This is a genomic window from Phycisphaeraceae bacterium, assembly GCA_019636735.1.
Classification (GTDB): domain Bacteria; phylum Planctomycetota; class Phycisphaerae; order Phycisphaerales; family SM1A02; genus VGXK01.
This window is the reverse complement of record JAHBWY010000005.1, coordinates 50,739-67,323: the sequence shown is the minus strand read 5'-3', so window position 1 is coordinate 67,323 and position 16,585 is coordinate 50,739. Positions and strand designations below refer to the sequence as shown.

The following is a 16,585-nucleotide window of genomic DNA, read 5'->3' as shown; positions in this document are numbered from 1 at the left end:
AACGGCGGTAAAGTCCAACAAGTCCGGTTTCCGCAAATCCAGGCCACCCGGTTCTCTCCGAGTGGTCCACCTCGGGTTCACCTGCGGAGGAGTCGATGAACAACTTGAGTCCGTCGTCCGTCGTCCGTCGTCCGTCGTCCGTCGTCCGTCGTCCGTCGTCCGTCGTCCGTCGGCTCGCGCCGACTCTGACCGCGCTCGCAGCGATTCACCTGCTGGCGGTCGCTGGGGCGCGAGGAATGCCGCAGACTTGCGAGCGCTACCGGGCAGTGCCCATTGTGACTTCGATTCGCAGTGGGACGAGCGTGCTCATTTCGGGGCGCCATTCGATCACCACGCGCGTTGTCTCGAATGACGATGGCGCCGTCGCCGGATCGAGGGTCGTTGGTGAAGGCTCGAGTCAGACGACCGAGGCATTTCTCTGGCTTCCGCGTGATCTCTACGGGCTCTCCGCCGGGCTGCATTCGCTTCATCCAAGCGGCGCCGATGCGTCAGTGGCCCTGGGCATCAACGATGTCGGGAGTGTCGTCGGTGGCGTGCTGCCCGATCCCGGCGCCACCGCCGCATTGAGCAACGCGCTGCCGTGCATCTGGTGGCGCGAGAGCAGCAGTTCAACAGGGCACGATGTCTTCGACCTTTCGCCCTACTTGCCGCCGCATCCTCAATCATCGCCGGCAAGCGAGCCGGATCCTCGGACCGGGTTGGCGTGGGCGCTCTCCGACGGGTTCGAGCCGATCGTGGTGGGGACATTCTCGTTCTGCTCGGATAGCGAAGGGGGATCCCTTCCCTTTGCCATTCAATGGACTGGGTCGTCCAGTGATTTTGGAGAGGAGCTTCCATCAGATTGGGAGCTGCCCACGATGGCCCGACCGTATGCGATCACCGGGACCGGCACCGCGGCCGTCGGGTTCGTGCAGAGGACGCCGCAACCTGGGCCGTGCACTGCGGAGTTCAGCCTTGCCGACTGCCCGTCCGACCGCCGAACCCGGGATTCGTACGGCTGGTCAATGGGTTCGACTCCCAGCGGCGGTCTGCTGCCATACCCGCACCAGCCCGACGGCGAGTCCGACTGGCTGTACTTCGAGAACATCGCTCGTGCAATTGCGCTTGGCGAAGAAGGGCGATGCCTGGCCGTCGGCGTTGGCCAGCAGGCTCCGCCTGCCTTCCAAGACTGCGTTCGCAACGCGTGGATCTGGTCGCTTGGAAGCGACGACCTTCCTTACCTCAATCTGGGAACATTCCTCGAAGAGCCGAACGATGCCAGCGGCGCGGAGTCGATCTCGATCGGCGCCGACGGCTTGATCCGAGTCACCGGCTTCCGTTCACCCGTTCCACTTGTCGAGGAGGAAGAGGAGTCGGAGTCTGCTGGCGGCGGTCCGCATGCCGTCATCTGGGAGCACCCGGGCGGGGAGGACCTCGAAACGGACTGGTGCGCCGTTGATCTTGCCACCGTGACCAGAGCCTGCACGATCGAGGGCGAGCTCCCATTCGCGGCGTCCGTCAACGATCGCGGCATGGTGCTCGTGATCGCAGGAACCACGCTCTACAAGCTCGCCCACCTGATGGACTTCGACGGGAATGATCGGATCGACGGTTCCGATCTGGCGGCGCTCCTTGGACATTGGGGCTCAGTAGGCAGCGAGGCCTGTCCATTCGACCTGGGCCCGACACCGCCTGAGGGAGAGGTCAAGATCGACGGCTACGACCTGGCGGTCCTGATCGGGAACTGGAGCAGCGGTGACGATCTGCTCACAATCGATCCGATCTGCTGTGAGTCGTCGGAATTCCTGCGTACAGGAGTGGAGAGCATCGGGAGCGCCCAGGATCGCCTGGACTCGTTCCTCGCCGCTCTTGGATTCGAAACGGACGAGCAGTTCGTCCAATGGTCGGCGGGAAAGAGCAAGGCGCAGCTCGAGGCCGCGGTGGCACTCGCGCTGCTTGTAATGAGCCAGCAACAGGAAGGTGAGTGATGATGACACAGATCCAGGCGCCAACAACATGGCAGGGGCGAGCCGCCAGCGATCACAAGCCTAAGTCGGACACCATGAATGCAAAGGCCGCGCGAGAACGGTGCGTGTCTGATGTGGCGACCGGGCACATCGTAGCGGCGTCGATCGCATCGATCGGCCTTGCTCTTCTGTCGGCGACGGCTTCGGCCGACTTCGCCTATCAGTGGGATGACGGCGTGGCGAACACCGCAGGAGGCTTCAGTGGTTACACTGCAGATGCTGCGTGGATGAATGTCTTCGCGGTCAATCTGAGCGGCTCGCTCATCACCAGTATCCAGGTCACATTTGGCCTCGCGGGCAGTACCTCCTCGGCGGGTGTCAGCGCCGGCGCTCCCTTCAATGTCCATCTGTGGGGCGACAATGATGGTGATCCCGCAAACGGCATGACCCATCTGGGGAGTTGGAGTGCCCTGATCGATCCCGGCGCGATCAAGTCGAATGTGTTTCAATCGGTTACCGTGGCGCCGACAGATGTGAGCGCATTCGCCAATATTGTTGTGGGCGTAAGCGTAACAGTTAGTAATGGATTTGCAGCGCCGATTGATACCAGCGTTCCGACGCTTGATCGCTCGTGGTTTTCTACCGCACCAAGCGGGACCTGGAATGCGCAGTTTCCGGGTGTCATTCAGAGCCTCAACTCATTCCCAGCACTAGGAGGTAACGGTGTATTCCTTCTTCGGGCGCAGGCAGTTCCCGCGCCCAGCGCCGCCTTGCTCCTGGCGCTGGTCGCACTGCGCACTCGCGGCCGGAGGCGGGGGTGACCGCGCGGTAAGGGACTCGCTCAACCGTGATGCTCGCAGGACGCTGAAACGGCCATCCTGACGGAGCGCCACGATGCGATGTGAAAGTCGAGCAACAAGTCAGGTCGGGATCACCGATCACCACGGCTCGCACTGAGCTCGCGGCGATCGAGCAGGCGGAGAAGAGCTGGCGCGAGGGCGGCATTCCCATCGGCTCGGCGCTGCTCGGCCCGAGCGGGCGCGTCGTGGCGGCAGGCCACAACCAGCGCGTGCAGAGCGGCGACCCCACGGCGCATGCGGAGGTTGACTGCATCCGCCGCGCCGGGCGCCGGCGCGACTGGCGGTCGCTCACACTGGTGAGCACGCTTTCACCGCGTCCGTCCCGCGAAACCCGTCTTCCATGACGGGCCGCCGGCGTCGACACTTCGTGGATGCATGATCACGCGCATTGGCGCCGGCTGCTGCGCGAGCAGCGTCGGAGCGGACTGAGCATCGTCGAGTTCTGCAGGGTGCACGGGGTGTCGCCGAGCTCGTTCCATCGATGGCGACGCATGCTCGCAGGCGATGGCTCGGCGTCGCATCGACGCGATGATCACCCGTCCTTCGTCGAGCTCGCGGCGCCACCTTCGATCTCGGGTCCCGGCGTTGTGATCACGATTGCCGGTGGACGACGGATCGAGATCGCATCCGGCGCCGACGAGGCGTGGGTCGCACGGTTCGTCGTTCGGCTCGAGCGTCTCGACGCCGAGGCCGCGTCATGATCTCGCGGTAGCGTCCGTCAAGTTGCGCACAATTGATCAAGCAGCCTCCGTGGGAAGGTGATCGCTGGCAAGGCGGAGCCCCCATCAAGAGGGGCGCAGCCTTGCCAGCGTGGGGCCGCAGCTACGCCGCTGCGGCCGATGACTCCGCGCGGGACGCATCGAGCTCCCGCAATCGACTCATGTCCATGTACCGCCTCAAGCCCCACTTCGTCGCCGACATGTGACGAAGCCGGGCCGCCACCAGCATCGCGCCCGACTGACCCGTCCGGGAAAATCCCACCACCCGAGTCCGACGGCGGATCTCGCGATTCAGACGCTCGAGCGGGTTGTTCGTCCGAAGACTGCGCCCAGTGCTCCCGGGAACGACATGGCCACGACAGCGTCTCCAGCACGCCGACGTACGAGCTCCGCTGCCTTCGTCCAGCCGAAGCAGCTCGAGCTTCTGCGCGATCCTTCGACTTCTCCTCCGCGCTCCGCGCGTCCTCCTGGGCGTGGATCGTCTTCAGCATCGCCACGGCCTCCTGCACCCGACCCTTTGGCACCACTGTCATCATTGCGATAGAAGTGCACCACGCATCGCTGCCATTACGCTACTCGGGGAAGAACTCCCAACGCCCTCGACCAGCCCCCGAGGCACTTGTCGCTCACCACCAGCCGAACACCCCTCAGGCCGCGCTCCTTCAAATGCCGAAGGAACGAGCGCCAGCTCTCCGTGTCCTCCTTCGTCCCCTCCGCCCTCCAAGGATCTCGCGGAAGCCCTCCTGATTCACCCCGATCGCCACCAGCACCGCCACGCTCTTCACCTCCCCGCCCCAGCTCCGCTTCAGCCCAGATCCGTCCAGGTACGTGCGCGTGTTCGCCCCTCGGTCCGACGGCTGCGCTACGACTCGATCTGGCCGTACCTTCTGCGGCAGACCGCTCACCGTGCTCGCGGCTCACCCGCGATCCCCACAGCGCTCCGTGATGTCCTCCACCCGACACTGCTCACGCCCGCCAGAATTTTATCTCCGCCAGCGCTCCTCCACCGAAAAATCTCCCGACGACGATACCGCTCGATGATCATCGACTCGAGCGGCAGCTTTCTCGAAGCCGCGGGACAGCAGGCTTCACCGAGCCCGCCTTCGTCTCCAGCGTCGCTCGTAGCTCCCGCTCGAGTGTCAGACGATCCGGCGAACACTCGTAACGACCAGCCCCGCACGCCTGGTCCGCCTCCACCTCCAGCATCGCGTTCAGAGTCTGCTCGACCGTCGAACGCACCATCTCGTCCAGATGGCTTCGCACCTTCTCCGCGTCCACCGTCACCGCCGCTTTCAACGACTCCGTCGCGCACTCCGCGACTTCCGTCGATCCGCTCGCTACGCTGTCCATGCAGCTCTCCTCTGGAAAGGGGTTGTTCCAACACACCAACACCTTCCAGCGCGGGAGCTGCTTTTTCAAATCTGCGCAATCTTCCGAACCTTACCGATCTCGCTACCGTCGCTCGCGCAGCTCGATCGAGGCGCGCCACGCATCTGGCTGGCGACGACGCCCGCCGACATGCGCCGCGGCTTCGATCGGCTCGCGGAGATGGCGCAGTCAGTGATCGGCCAGGACCCTCGCAGCGGCCACCTCTTCGTCTTCCGTTCGCGCGGAGGCGATCGCCTCAAGATTCTCTACTGGGATCGCGACGGCTACGCGCTCTGGTACAAGCGGCTCGAGGCGGGCACCTTCCGTCTGCCTCGCGCCGACGAAGGTGCATCGATCGAGCTGCGCGCGAGCGAGCTGGCGATGCTGCTCGACGGCGTCGACCTGCGGAGCCTGAAGCGCGTGAAGCGATTCGCACGAAGTTCGTGATTTCCCTGCATCCGCGCCGGGGCCTGGCGCGGAGAGGATGTCGTCATGGACGACGCGGCCGCGATCGAGCTTCCCGAAGATGTCGATGCCCTGAAGGCGCTCTGCGCGATGCTGATGTCTCATGTCGCGGAGAAGGATGCGTCGCTCGCGCATCGCGACGCAAAGATCGCCTGGCTCGAAGCGCAACTTCTGAAGCTGTGCAAGCGTCTCTACGGACCGCGCGCGGATCGGCTGTCGACCGTGGTCGAGCTCGGCCAGTTGCTGCTGGAGTTCGCCACGCAGCTCGAGGCGCGGCCGCTCGAGCTCCCGACGGAGGTGAGCGCTGCCGATGATGACCGCGCCGACGCGCGTCGCCTCGACGCGAAGCGTTCCGGGGCTCACGGCCGCCGCCGCATCGCCGACCTCGAGCACCTGCCCGTCCGCACCGTCGAGCATGATCTCCCCGACGCCGAGAAGCCCTGCAAGTGCTGCGGCCAGATGCGCACCCGCATCGGATGCGAGGAAAGCTGGCAGGTCGAGTTCATCCCCGGCCACTTCGAGCGCTGGCACCATCGCCGCCACACCTACGCCTGCCGCGACTGCGATCGCGAGGGACTCGGCGGCCAGGTCGAGACCGCGCCCCGGAAGGACGCGTCCGCGATCGACAAGGGCATGGCCGGCCCCGGACTGCTCGCCTTCGTGGTCACGAGCAAGTTCGCGGATTACCTGCCGCTGTACAGACTTGAAAACATCTTCAGCCGCAACGGCCTGGATCTCTCACGATCGACGCTCTCCACCTGGTGCCGCGATGTCGCCGAGATCGCCATGCCGATCTACCGGCGCATGGCCGATCGCGTGCGCTCGTCGCGCGTGATCGGGACCGATGACACGGTGATGCCGCTCCTGGAGAAGGAGAAGACGCGTCAAGCGCGAATGTGGGTCTACCTCGGTGACGACTCGCATCCGTACACGGTGTTCGACTTCACGCCGAGCCGGGCGAGAGACGGTCCGACGAAGTTCCTCAAGGACTTCTGCGGGACTCTCGTGGCGGATGCTTACGGCGGCTACGACGGGATCGTGGCCGGCAACGGGATCACGCGCGCCGGATGCTGGGCGCATGCGCGGCGGAAGTTCGTCGACCTCGAGAAGAGCGAGCCGGGAATCGCACGCGAAGCGGTGACGCTCATGGATGCGCTCTTCGCGGTCGAGCGATCGATCCGCGAGGCGACCCCGGACGCGCGCGCCGAAGTCCGGCGGGACAGGTCCGGGCCGATCGTGGAGATGATCCGGGGGCGGCTCGAGCACTGGAAGGGTGTGCTGCTGCCCAAGCACCCGATGGCGGGCGCGGTGCAGTACGCGCTCAACCAGTGGAGCGAGCTGACGGTGTTCCTGAACGACTCCGAAGTCCCGATCGACAACAACGCGAGCGAACGCGAGATGAAGCGTCAAGCGCTCAACCGCAAGAACTCGCTCATCGTCGGCAGTCCGTGCGGCGGCGAGACGGCGGCGATCCTCTCGAGCCTCACGAGCTCGTGTCGGCGCCACGGCGTCGACCCACAGGTCTACCTCACGCAGTTGCTTGTGAACCTGCCCAAGACCCCGGCTGAAGAGCTTGATCACTGGCTGCCCGATGAGTGGCAACGCCGTCAGGCCGATTCAGAGTGACCCCATCGCGGTTCGCGGGCTTTCAATTACCCACATCTTTGTCTGTTGGTTCGCTGAACAGGGTTGGGTTATTGCGGCACGGACTGGTCATGCCGATCACTGGGGAGTAACGTGCCATGGATGGCATCGCTTTTAACGGATGGAGTCGCGGCCATGGGACCGTGGATCAATCAGGAGCTTGCTTCTGGCTGCCGCTTTGCCGATGCCCGACTGGCTGGGCGGTTCGGTCTACTCATGGAGCAGCTCTCAAGGAAGCGGCCAGTCACTGCCGCTGGCGTGCGGTGATTGGGCCAGCACCAAGGCCGCGTATCGCTTTCTTGACAACAAGCGTGTGAGCGAGGCAGAGATCCTGGCCGGGCACATGCAGGCCACGCGGGCGTGTCGGCAGCTTGTCGATGGTCGGGTCCTTGCACTGCACGACACGACCGAGTTCTCATTCACCGTGAGCGAGCACTTTCGCGATTGGTGTCATAACAGGGTGGCCATGAGTCACAAGGATGAGAGAGGGTCGCCAGCGAATGCACACTGTCTGCGGCATCCTCATGCACTCGAGTCTCATCGTCACCACTGACGGCGTGCCCCTCGGTCTCGGCGATCAAGCTCTGGACAGCGCAAGGGGTTTCAAGGCACCAACGCGGCCAAGGGCAGAGGTCTCGACGCGGGTACGCATTCGGTCAACACCACTCGCATCCCGATTGAGCTGAAGGAGAGCATCCGCTGGCGAAAATGTGCGTCAATCGACCGCGAACATCGGTGACGCCGCTCGCTGCATCCACATCGGCGACCGGGAGGCGACATCTATATGAGTTGTTCAGCGAATGCGCGTCGCTGGGGACGAAGAAGTTTGTGTTCCGCACTTGCGTCGATCGTCGCGTGGAGGACGGCAGGCGCCGTGGCCAACGCGATGGACGAACGGCGCGTGAGGGGCTGTCTTTATCGCCTCGAGGTCAGGACGACAAGGGCCGCCGTCAGGCTTGCAGTGCTGGAGCTGAAGTACCACCAGATCGAGAATGTGCCCGCCCATCAGGAAGGAGAAGCCTTTGGAACCATGGTGCTGAGTGTGATCCACGCGAAGGAACGGGGCGTGCTTAAGGGCCGCGCGACGAACGACTGGAAGCTCGTGACCAATCTTTCGATCCGATCGAAGAAGGCCGATGCGATCGAAAAGCTCGGTGGTACGCGCTTTTACGCTGGAAGATCGAGACATTCCACAAAGGTGCTCAAGTCAGGATGTCGGGCCGAGGACTCGGGCTGCGGACTGCCGAGCGACTGGTCAGCCAGTGCGATCATGTGCATTCTGGCATGGCGTGTGCTGTGGCTGACGATGATGAACCGCGCTCCGAACCTCCCGGTGAAGCTGGTGCTGCGAACCTCCAGAGAGATCAACCTGCTCGAGCGCCTCGTCCCGGTCAACGACGGCTCAAGAAAGAAGACGGTAGGCAACTTCCTGACGAGGCTCGCTCGACTCGGTGGCTATCTGAACCGGGCCCGCGATGCGCCGCCGGGAAACATGGTCCTATGGCGCGGCATGGCGAGATTGACCGACATCCACCTCGGTTACTGTCTGGCCAAAGATGTGGGTAATTGAAAGGTTCGCGGGACGGACACCTTTCACCGTGTCCCATGTGTTCGGGGACCGCGATCCTCTTCAGGATCCCGCGCGTGGTGATCGGCGAGCATCGAACCTATCTCGGCGCGGAGGAGTGGATGAGGCGCGAGGGCGTCGAGCTGCGCCTGCTGAACGACGAGCGCTGCGTGGCACTGATGGAGCGCCTTCAGCGCGAGAAGCCCGACCTCTGGGCGGAGGACATCGGCGAATAGGCAAGCCGCCGCGCCCACCACGAGCACGCGATCCACGCCGCGGGAATGACCAGGGGAAGCAGGACCAACTGCGCCAGTGAGAATGGGTCGGCGAGCAGCGACTCGATGAAGGCGCGAGCCCGATCCGCCTGCGGTTCGCCCGTCGCGGTGAATCCGGCAAACCGGATGCAGGTTACAAGGCAGCCGAACCACACGATCGAGAGCAGGGAGATCGTCACGAGCATGGCCGCGACGATGGTGCGAGTCCTCGAGGTTCGCCTCAGCAACGGCATGATGCCGAACGCCTGCGCACTTTGAGCGAGGGACACGAGTGACGCCCCCGCGACGAAGGCGAGCGCGAGCGGCACGCCGCCGTTCCAGAGCAGCGTCGAGGTCTTCAGGATCAGCCAGTGAAGCCAGGGCGGGATGAGTATCGCGCCGAAGACCCGTTCCATCTCGAACAGGAGGATTGCGTCGGACACGAAGCACCAGGCGCAGATGATGAGCAGCGCATGGCCTGCGACTCCGCACGGAGCGGTGACTCGGCGCCAGAACGGGATGTCGCGATCGGCTCGAAGCCCCCGCGCCGCGAGCGCCATCGGCCACGGGTAGATCGCGAACTGTGCGGCCAGCGTGGCCGCGAGCACGAGCGACTCGGGAATGGTCTGCATCTGCCGATCAAGCGACTCAACGGTCCCCCCGACGAGCAGTGTGATCAGAAGCAGCGTGCAGAATCCCCAGACGAGCATGGCGACGATGAGCAGAGAGCCCTTCGCGGCGCGTCTCCGCAGCGGCGGCCGACTCCCGATGCGCCACCAGATGCATGCCGCGACGATGTTGAGTGGGATGAGTGTGATCACGAGGCCCGTCCTGAGCACCGCACCGACCGGCGCGATCAAGCCGAACGGCCCCGGCGTCACCGAACTGGGCCCGAGCACCTCGAGTCGAAGCAGCGTCTGCAGCGACCAACTGGCGGCGAGAGCTCCGGAGCAGGTCGCGATCAGGACGAGCGAGCGAGCCAGCCGCTCGCGTCGGCCGCCCGGAATCCACATTTCGCGCCATGCCTTACGCGATCGCTCCGTGCTCTCACCGCACTCGGAACATGCCGGCGATTCGGAGGTCGTCGCGATCGGATACCCGCAGCGCAGGCAGCAAGGCGCCGCGTCCAGACTCGCGAGCGCTGCTTCGGATGCGCTCGTTGATCGGCCCACGCATTGAGCCTAGCACTCGCTGCGATCGGTGGGCGTCGCGCCAGGGCTCGAAGCGTGGTCCACGGCGACCGCATCAGGCGACGCAGTGCGTTCCGGCGCCCGCGCCGGAGCGCTGTGGCGTTCAGTAGAGCGCCAACTGACCGCCACTCTGCGGCCGTCGAAACGCCGCGCTTGAGAGTGGCGGCAGCTCTCGGTCGAGACCAAATCGGCGCTGGAAGACCTTGAAGGTCTGCGCCACCTGCTCGGCGAACGGCCCGCGGCCGCGGCCTCGCGCCACCCGAGCCTCGTAGAGCTTGCCGTCGCGCATCTGGCGGATGAGCGACTCCACCTTGCGTGCACGATCGGGATGCACGGCTCGTTCGAGCCAGTCGAGGAAGAGCGCCTTCAACTGATACGGCAGCCGCAGCATGATCCAGCTTGCGGAGAGGGCGCCGGCATCGGCGACCGCTTCGAGGATCGCGGGCACCTCCGACTCCGTAAGCCCCGGAATCACCGGTGCCACATTGACCGTGACCGGCACGCCGGCGTTCGTGAGCTCGCGGATCGCGCGAAGGCGCGCCGACGGCGCCGAGGCTCGTGGCTCGAGCGATCGCGCGAGCTCCGCATCGAGTGTGACCAGCGTGATGGTGACGCGCCCCGCGCCCTGGGCCGCCAGGCGCGACCAGAGATCAATGTCGCGCAGGACCATCGAGCTCTTGGTCATGCCGCTCACGGGCTGTCCGCACTCGGTCAGAACCTCGAGGCATTGCCGCGCGATCCTCATCTCGTGCTCGATCGGCTGGTAGATGTCCGTGCTCGCCGACATCACGATCGGCTCGGCCCGCCACCCCGCCGCCGCAAGCTCCTTTCGAAGCAGCTCCGGCGCATCGGGCTTGGCGACGAGCTTCGTCTCGAAGTCCAGTCCGCAGCTCAGACCGATGTACTCGTGGTACTGCCGTGCGTAGCAGTAGACGCAGCCATGCTCGCAGCCGCGATAGGGGTTGAGTGTCCAGTCGAAGGGCACATCGCTGGTGCGTGCGACCCGGTTGATGATCGACTTCGTGCGATCGGTGAAGACCTGCCGTTCCATTCGAGCGAGCGTGCCGTCGGTGCGCTCGTGCTCGACGAACTGGCGATCGATCTCTTCGCCCAGCACATGCAGGCGCACGCTCTCGAACCGATTGCCCGGGTTCAGCCCGGCGCCGCGGCGATGGGCGGGCCCCTTCACGAGCGCATCCTGAAACTCATTTGAGCGCTGGTCCACGACCGAACAGAGTACGAACGCCATGGAGGCTGTCAACCCACGCACGACCGACGGTCAACCAAGCCGCACCGTCTCCCCGACCTTCTCGACTTCGACACCTCAGGCCAGTTCACGCGCGACCGAAGGTGAACGAAACCGCGACGGCTCCGGTTCGAAGTGCCGATCGTCTCATGAACTTCGTTTCCGATCGGCGCCCGACGGGTCACCTTCACGAGCTGCGCCGCGAACAGATCATCCCGCGCTCGCTGGAAGAGAGTTTCGAGTTCTTCGCCGACGCCTGGAATCTCGAGGCGATCACGCCGCCGTGGCTGCGCTTTCGCATCATCACGCCGCGTCCGATCGACATGCGGGAAGGGGCGATCATCGACTACCGCCTGCGCCTCTGGGGGATTCCGATTCGCTGGCGCACCAGGATCGAAGCGTGGGAGCCGCCGCTCCGCTTCGTCGACCGTCAGATTCGAGGGCCCTATCGCTGGTGGTGGCATGAGCACACGCTTGAGCCGCATCCGGAGGGGACGCTGATGCGCGATCGAGTCGAGTATCGAGCCGCGTTCGATGTCGTGGCCACGCCTCTCGTCGTGCGTCGGGCGGTCGAGACGATCTTCGATTACCGATTGACGGCGATTGCGAAGATCTTCGCCCCGGCCGGGGAGCGTGGCGTGACGCCAGCATCTCCTCGACTTCAGAGCATGGGGATGCCTTAGGGCACATGATCGACGGGGGCACCACATCGCACCGTCAAGGGTCTCGCTCTGGTCGTCGAGATGCAATCTTCGACAGGCGCCGGGTTCACGACCATTTGGGTGAAGTTCGGCGCGGAACTCAACGACAGTCCCTTCGGCCAATGGAGTCCAGTTCACCCGCCGTTTCGAGCCCGGAAAAAGAAGCCCCGCCGACCGGACGAGCCGATCGGCGGGGCATGTCGTAGAGGGCCGCACCGAACCGTGCGGACCCCGTCGGGTGCACGGGGTTAGCGGTGCAAGCCCTTCATGGTTTCACTCTGCACTGGACCACCTCCTTCTTGAAAGCGCCACGCTCAGCCGTCGCGAGGTGAGCACTCGCCGCCAAGCTCTCTTCTCCGCAGCGTCCCGCGGAGCTCATCGCCCGGGCGACCTCTGGTCGTGCGGCTCGGCGTCCCGAGTCGTCAGACCAGGAGCGGATCCGGTCGGTCCCACCTTGCTTCCGAATGCCGCGCCGCATTTTGCGCGGAGGGTCGGTCGCTTCGTTGAGACAGGAAAACAGTAGCACCGTTCCCGGGTGATGCAATGGCCTGAGAGGGGGATTCTCCCAGTGATCGGTCGAGGGCCGGGTAGCATCCGCCGCGATCCGACACGCATCGATTCCGCTTGTCCGTGTCGAGTCGCCTGCCCCGAAGGAGATCCAGTCCATGCGTCACGCCCACTCTCTGCAACCGTCGGTTGGTCAGCCCAGGTGGCGGTCGATCCTTGTGATCCTCGCCGGGTGCATGGCTGTGGGCTTGGTTTCAACGGCTTGCCAGACCGCGGGTCAAACGGGGGTGGTGGCTGGGGCCGGATTGGGCGCGCTCATGGGACAGGCCATCGGCCGAGACACCACCGCGACGCTCATCGGGACCGGTGTCGGCGCGGGTGTCGGCTACCTGATCGGGAACGAAGTCGACAAGTCGCGAGCGGCAGAGCTCTCGCGCCAGCAGGAGGCTCGCATTGCCTCGCTTGAGGCGCAGCAGCGACAGCAAGCTGCGCAACAGCGCGGTGGATCGGCACCAGCGCCGTCAATCAGTGCCGCCGGCGAGGCGCGCTTCACCAACACGGAAGTCGGCCCGCTGGGAGAGACTCGATGGGCGGTGGTCAGCGTGAATCCGCGGGATGCGTTCGGTTCGTTCGCCTCGATGCTCGTTGAGTTCCGGCCCAACGGCCGACTCCTCACGACGATCACAGCCAAGGATGGCCTCATTCGAACCGCGGATGAGGGCTATCGAGTGGTCAACGACACGCTGATCATCAATCGTTCGGACCATCTCATCAACGCCCGCTTCTCGCTCGCGGGAGATCAACTCATCGTGAGCGCCGACCGCTTCAGCGTGGTGCTCCAGCGCCTGCCGGGGTGAGGAAGTGTTGCAAAACCCCGGTTCGCTTCAATCAGCCATCGGCTGACTGAGAGTTGACTCGACGCCCTCATCCTGAGCTCACCGCGGCCACTCGCAAGGCGCGGTGGCGCCGCCCTTAGAACTCGATGCGCAATCGAACGGCGAAGACGCCGAGCACATCCTGAGTGGGGTTGTAGGAGGGGTCCACGATGAGCTGGGCATCGAAAGTGAGTTGCGTCCTCGGCGTGAGTTGGAAGCGGTGGAAGACTTCGAGCACCTTCTCATCCCTGAGACCGACCCGCGGTTGCCCGTAGGAGAAGCCGAAGCCGGTCAGATCGTCGGGGCTGCCGAGGAGACCTCGCAGACCGAAGCCGCCTTGCGCCATTTGCCGAATGTTGGTGACCGTGGCATCGGCGTAGTTGTAGCGCGCCCATAGAAACACACTGTCACCGACATTCTGCTCGAGGACGACTGAGAGGCCTCGATCGAGCGGGAGATTGTCATTCGGGCGCGCATCGGTCTGCCACAGGAAGATGCGATAACGCCCCGTACCGAGCCCCTCCCAGGTCGGCGTCACACCGAACTCGGCGCCCCAGAAGAGGTCGAGGTCGCCGATGGTGTCGAGTCCAGTCGTTGTGGTCGTTCCGTAGGCGTTGGCCACGCCGAAGGTGGCGTAGAACCAATCGGTCGGAAGCAGCGTCGCGCCGAGCGTTGGTGTGTGTCCGGGCCACGCCACCGATGGATTGGTGGCCAGCGATCGGTTGAGGTAGGCGTTGTTCGCATTCGCCATCATCATGGTGCCGAGATAATCCGACGGATCGGCCCGACCCACCAGCAGGCGCAGGCGATCGTCGAAGAGGCGCTGGCGCCAATGCAGATCGCGAATGACGAAGCCGCGATCATTGAATGCATTGACCGGCGTGGTGAGCACCTCCAGCACCCGGCCCAGCGCATTGGCAGTCTGAGTCGACTGGCGAAAGCGATCCTCGATCGTGAAGACCAGCGTGCCGGTGTCGGCGGTGCCACGGCCGAGCAGGGTCCACGCGAACATGAGATCGACATCGCCGGAGAAGCCATTGCGATTGCCGGGCCCACCACTGGCGATGGCAAAGACACTCGTATACGCGAAGCCCGTGCGCAGTCCGATGTCCTCGTCGATCTTCGCGAAGAAGTCGAAGAGTGCATCGAGCGCGTCGTCATACCCGGGAATACGAATGATGCCACGGCGCGGTGCGAAGATCTCATCGAGCTCCTTGATCGGACTCGTCGGACCTTCGCCGGGTGTGTAGCCGTCATCGCCCGGAGATCGAACCGGGAAGATGACGATGTCGGGATTCGGGAGATCGGCGGCGGGCACGGGTGGAAGGTCCGTTGCCGGAGCGGTCGACTGAGTGGAGAGCGCCGCTTCCTCCGATGGCGGGGGACTCACCGCAGGCGCGTCCTGAGCTGCCATCGCGGCTTGAAGTGTGGCGACGGCGCAGCCCAGCGTCAGCAGTCGAGGGACACGAGGAAACTGGTCGCTCATGGGATCTCCTGCGTTTCGAGTTCGTCGAGCCATGGGTCGCAGCTCGTCATCGGTCACGATCTCCCCGGCGATGGAGGAGTGGCGTTCGTGGGGATCTGGCCCGGTCGGTAGTTCGGCAGCCAACTGCACGGCACCAGCGCCAGCAGCGAAAGTCCCGCCAGGAAGAGGAAGCCGGTCCGAAGCGCCTGGAGGCGGGTTTCGCTGTTGATGCGGATGGCCTCCTCGATCTGCTCGGGTCGCGCTGCCGAGCCCTCAAAGCGCGCCCTGAGCGCCTCGTTGCTGAGGAAGTTGACGCTGTCAAGGTCGATCTCGGCGGTGATCTCCTGGGCGATGAGCGGGTTGTTCTGAACTTCTCGCATGATGCCCGCGGTAAGCACGGCCACCACGAGAGCGCCCATCACGGCGGTGCCGACGGCGGCAGCCATGTTCTGGGTCACTCCTCGGAGAGAGCCGACATCGCCGGCCAACTCCCGCGGAGCCGCCGTGACCAGCACATTGAAGAGCAGCGTGACCAGCACTCCCTGTCCGATGCCTACCGTGACCAGGCCGACAATCACGGGCAGCACGCTCCAGTCATTGCTGGCCACGAAGGCGAGCCATGTGGTTCCGGCGATGACGAGGGTGAATGCGCCCCGAGCCAACTGCCGCGGCGTGAAGGTGTCGTAGAAGCGCACGACGAGAATCGCCACGAAGAAGACCGTGAGCATGAACGGCATCATGGCGATCGAAGTCGCCATGCTGGAGCGCCCCTGGATGATCTGAATGTAGAGCGGAACGCTGAAGTTGATGGCGGCCTCGGTTCCGACGATCAGGAAGAGCGCGATGACCGCCGCCCACTCGCGGCCGCTTCCGATCACCTCCATCGCCATCAGCGGAGTTCCCCCACGCCGTGCCGTGCGCTGCGACCAGACGAAGAAGCTCATGAGGATGGCGGCGCCGATGGCGATCATCACCGGGGCAGGTGAGATGCCGGCGAGATCGAAGGGGGCGTTGGGCCGGGCCAGCAGCACACCCCAGCCGCGGATGTTGTTGAATCCGAAAGTGATGAGAATGATGCCGAGCGCCGCCAGGAAGACTCCACCGAAATCGATGCGGACCTCCGGCTTGGCCTCCGAGGGCTTGAGCTTGAAGGAGAGGAGAAGAATGGCCGCGCTGTGCAGGATCAACAGGGCGAACGCATAGCGCCAATTGATGGCCGCCACGAATCCGACAATCACGAACGCGAGCACGCCCGCGATGGCCCGTGCGGAGCCGAGCCAGCCCACGGCCTTCGCCTGCTGCTTGCCCTTGTAGTGGTTGGCGATCAGCGCCACGAGCGTGGGAACGAGCGCGGCACCGGCCAGTCCCGCGATGCCCTGGGCCGCCAGCATGATGGTGGCCGTGGGGCTTGCGACCATCATGACCATGGCCGCAAGGAACATGCTCACGGCGATCTGGAAGAAGCGCTTCACGCCCAGTCGCTGGCCGAGCTTGGCTCCGAGCATCACGAAGCCCGAGACGCCGAGCGAATACATGATGATGGCCGTCCCGACGGTGGTCGGCGGGGTGTTGAAGCTCTCCACCATGCCGCGCATCGAGACTGGCAGCGCGGCGACATTAAAGGACATGAGCATCTGGCCCATGGCGATGACGACCATGGGGAGCCACGGATCTCGAGGCTCATCCGCCGAGATCGCAGGAGTGTCGAGCGTTGATGCGCGAGTCATCATGAGTCCTCCGGGAGGTGCAGGCGATACGGGATTGGATCGAGCGAAGAG

General features: G+C 64.7%; 18 protein-coding genes. 11 read left to right on the top strand and 7 right to left on the bottom strand.

All coding sequences use genetic code 11. The features are described from left to right. The first annotated feature begins 95 nt into the window (after nucleotides 1-95). The 4 genes from KF724_08290 (at nucleotide 96) to KF724_08275 (ending at nucleotide 3,507) form a co-directional block, all read left to right on the top strand. Nucleotides 96-1,967 carry a hypothetical protein gene (locus KF724_08290; protein ID MBX3355682.1) on the top strand — a complete coding sequence of 624 codons (1,872 nt, stop codon included), beginning with the start codon at nucleotides 96-98 and terminating at the stop codon, nucleotides 1,965-1,967. Beyond that, the gene (locus tag KF724_08285) at nucleotides 1,967-2,767 is read left to right on the top strand and encodes a hypothetical protein (GenBank protein MBX3355681.1); all 801 of its coding nucleotides are present in this window, start codon (nucleotides 1,967-1,969) and stop codon (nucleotides 2,765-2,767) included. The genes KF724_08290 and KF724_08285 overlap by 1 nt, the downstream gene beginning before the upstream one ends. Nucleotides 2,768-2,883: 116 nt before the next feature. Continuing rightward, entirely contained in the window at nucleotides 2,884-3,150 is a 267-nt protein-coding gene (locus tag KF724_08280) for a nucleoside deaminase (protein MBX3355680.1), read from the top strand. 27 nt (nucleotides 3,151-3,177) lie between these two features. Further along, a complete protein-coding gene (locus tag KF724_08275) occupies nucleotides 3,178-3,507 on the top strand; it encodes a transposase (GenBank protein MBX3355679.1) in 330 nt (109 codons plus the stop codon). A gap of 121 nt (nucleotides 3,508-3,628) precedes the next feature. On the opposite strand, the gene KF724_08270 is transcribed toward KF724_08275, so the two are convergent. The 3 genes from KF724_08270 to KF724_08260 form a co-directional block, all read right to left on the bottom strand. Next, the gene (locus KF724_08270; GenBank protein MBX3355678.1) at nucleotides 3,629-3,958 is read right to left on the bottom strand and encodes a transposase; all 330 of its coding nucleotides are present in this window, start codon (nucleotides 3,956-3,958) and stop codon (nucleotides 3,629-3,631) included. 134 nt (nucleotides 3,959-4,092) lie between these two features. Further along, nucleotides 4,093-4,446, bottom strand: coding sequence for a transposase (locus KF724_08265; GenBank protein ID MBX3355677.1), 354 nt, complete (start codon nucleotides 4,444-4,446; stop codon nucleotides 4,093-4,095). A 120-nt stretch (nucleotides 4,447-4,566) separates the two neighbouring features. After that, a complete protein-coding gene (locus KF724_08260) occupies nucleotides 4,567-4,788 on the bottom strand; it encodes a transposase (GenBank protein MBX3355676.1) in 222 nt (73 codons plus the stop codon). On the opposite strand from KF724_08260, the gene tnpB reads away from it, so the two are divergent. The 5 genes from tnpB to KF724_08235 all read left to right on the top strand — a co-directional run bounded on the left by tnpB (nucleotide 4,777) and on the right by KF724_08235 (nucleotide 8,805). Then, nucleotides 4,777-5,340: an IS66 family insertion sequence element accessory protein TnpB gene (gene tnpB / locus KF724_08255; GenBank protein MBX3355675.1), complete on the top strand. Its 564-nt coding sequence runs from the start codon at nucleotides 4,777-4,779 to the stop codon at nucleotides 5,338-5,340. The genes KF724_08260 and tnpB overlap by 12 nt on opposite strands. Nucleotides 5,341-5,385: 45 nt before the next feature. Beyond that, nucleotides 5,386-6,984, top strand: a complete 1,599-nt coding sequence (locus KF724_08250) for an IS66 family transposase (protein MBX3355674.1) — start codon at nucleotides 5,386-5,388, stop codon at nucleotides 6,982-6,984. Nucleotides 6,985-7,186: 202 nt separating this feature from the next. Then, nucleotides 7,187-7,555 (top strand): hypothetical protein, encoded by a 369-nt coding sequence (locus KF724_08245; GenBank protein ID MBX3355673.1) that lies wholly within the window; start codon nucleotides 7,187-7,189, stop codon nucleotides 7,553-7,555. A gap of 348 nt (nucleotides 7,556-7,903) precedes the next feature. Then, nucleotides 7,904-8,572 carry a hypothetical protein gene (locus KF724_08240; protein ID MBX3355672.1) on the top strand — a complete coding sequence of 223 codons (669 nt, stop codon included), beginning with the start codon at nucleotides 7,904-7,906 and terminating at the stop codon, nucleotides 8,570-8,572. A gap of 35 nt (nucleotides 8,573-8,607) precedes the next feature. Beyond that, nucleotides 8,608-8,805 (top strand): hypothetical protein, encoded by a 198-nt coding sequence (locus KF724_08235; GenBank protein ID MBX3355671.1) that lies wholly within the window; start codon nucleotides 8,608-8,610, stop codon nucleotides 8,803-8,805. Here KF724_08235 and KF724_08230 read toward each other — a convergent pair. Together KF724_08230 and KF724_08225 are read right to left on the bottom strand one after the other, a co-directional pair. Next, nucleotides 8,760-9,836 (bottom strand): hypothetical protein, encoded by a 1,077-nt coding sequence (locus tag KF724_08230; protein MBX3355670.1) that lies wholly within the window; start codon nucleotides 9,834-9,836, stop codon nucleotides 8,760-8,762. The genes KF724_08235 and KF724_08230 overlap by 46 nt on opposite strands. A 280-nt stretch (nucleotides 9,837-10,116) precedes the next feature. Next, complete coding sequence (locus tag KF724_08225; GenBank protein ID MBX3355669.1) at nucleotides 10,117-11,238, bottom strand: PA0069 family radical SAM protein; 1,122 nt, start codon at nucleotides 11,236-11,238, stop codon at nucleotides 10,117-10,119. Nucleotides 11,239-11,408: 170 nt separating this feature from the next. Between KF724_08225 and KF724_08220 the strand changes: the two genes are divergently transcribed. Continuing rightward, complete coding sequence (locus tag KF724_08220; GenBank protein MBX3355668.1) at nucleotides 11,409-11,942, top strand: SRPBCC family protein; 534 nt, start codon at nucleotides 11,409-11,411, stop codon at nucleotides 11,940-11,942. An 842-nt stretch (nucleotides 11,943-12,784) separates the two neighbouring features. Then, on the top strand, nucleotides 12,785-13,324 hold the full coding sequence (locus KF724_08215; GenBank protein MBX3355667.1) for a hypothetical protein: 540 nt from the start codon (nucleotides 12,785-12,787) through the stop codon (nucleotides 13,322-13,324). A gap of 115 nt (nucleotides 13,325-13,439) precedes the next feature. On the opposite strand, the gene KF724_08210 is transcribed toward KF724_08215, so the two are convergent. Together KF724_08210 and KF724_08205 are read right to left on the bottom strand one after the other, a co-directional pair. Then, nucleotides 13,440-14,828: a carbohydrate porin gene (locus KF724_08210; GenBank protein MBX3355666.1), complete on the bottom strand. Its 1,389-nt coding sequence runs from the start codon at nucleotides 14,826-14,828 to the stop codon at nucleotides 13,440-13,442. Between the two features lie 53 nt (nucleotides 14,829-14,881). Next, nucleotides 14,882-16,534, bottom strand: coding sequence for an MFS transporter (locus tag KF724_08205; protein ID MBX3355665.1), 1,653 nt, complete (start codon nucleotides 16,532-16,534; stop codon nucleotides 14,882-14,884). Nucleotides 16,535-16,585 lie beyond the last annotated feature (51 nt).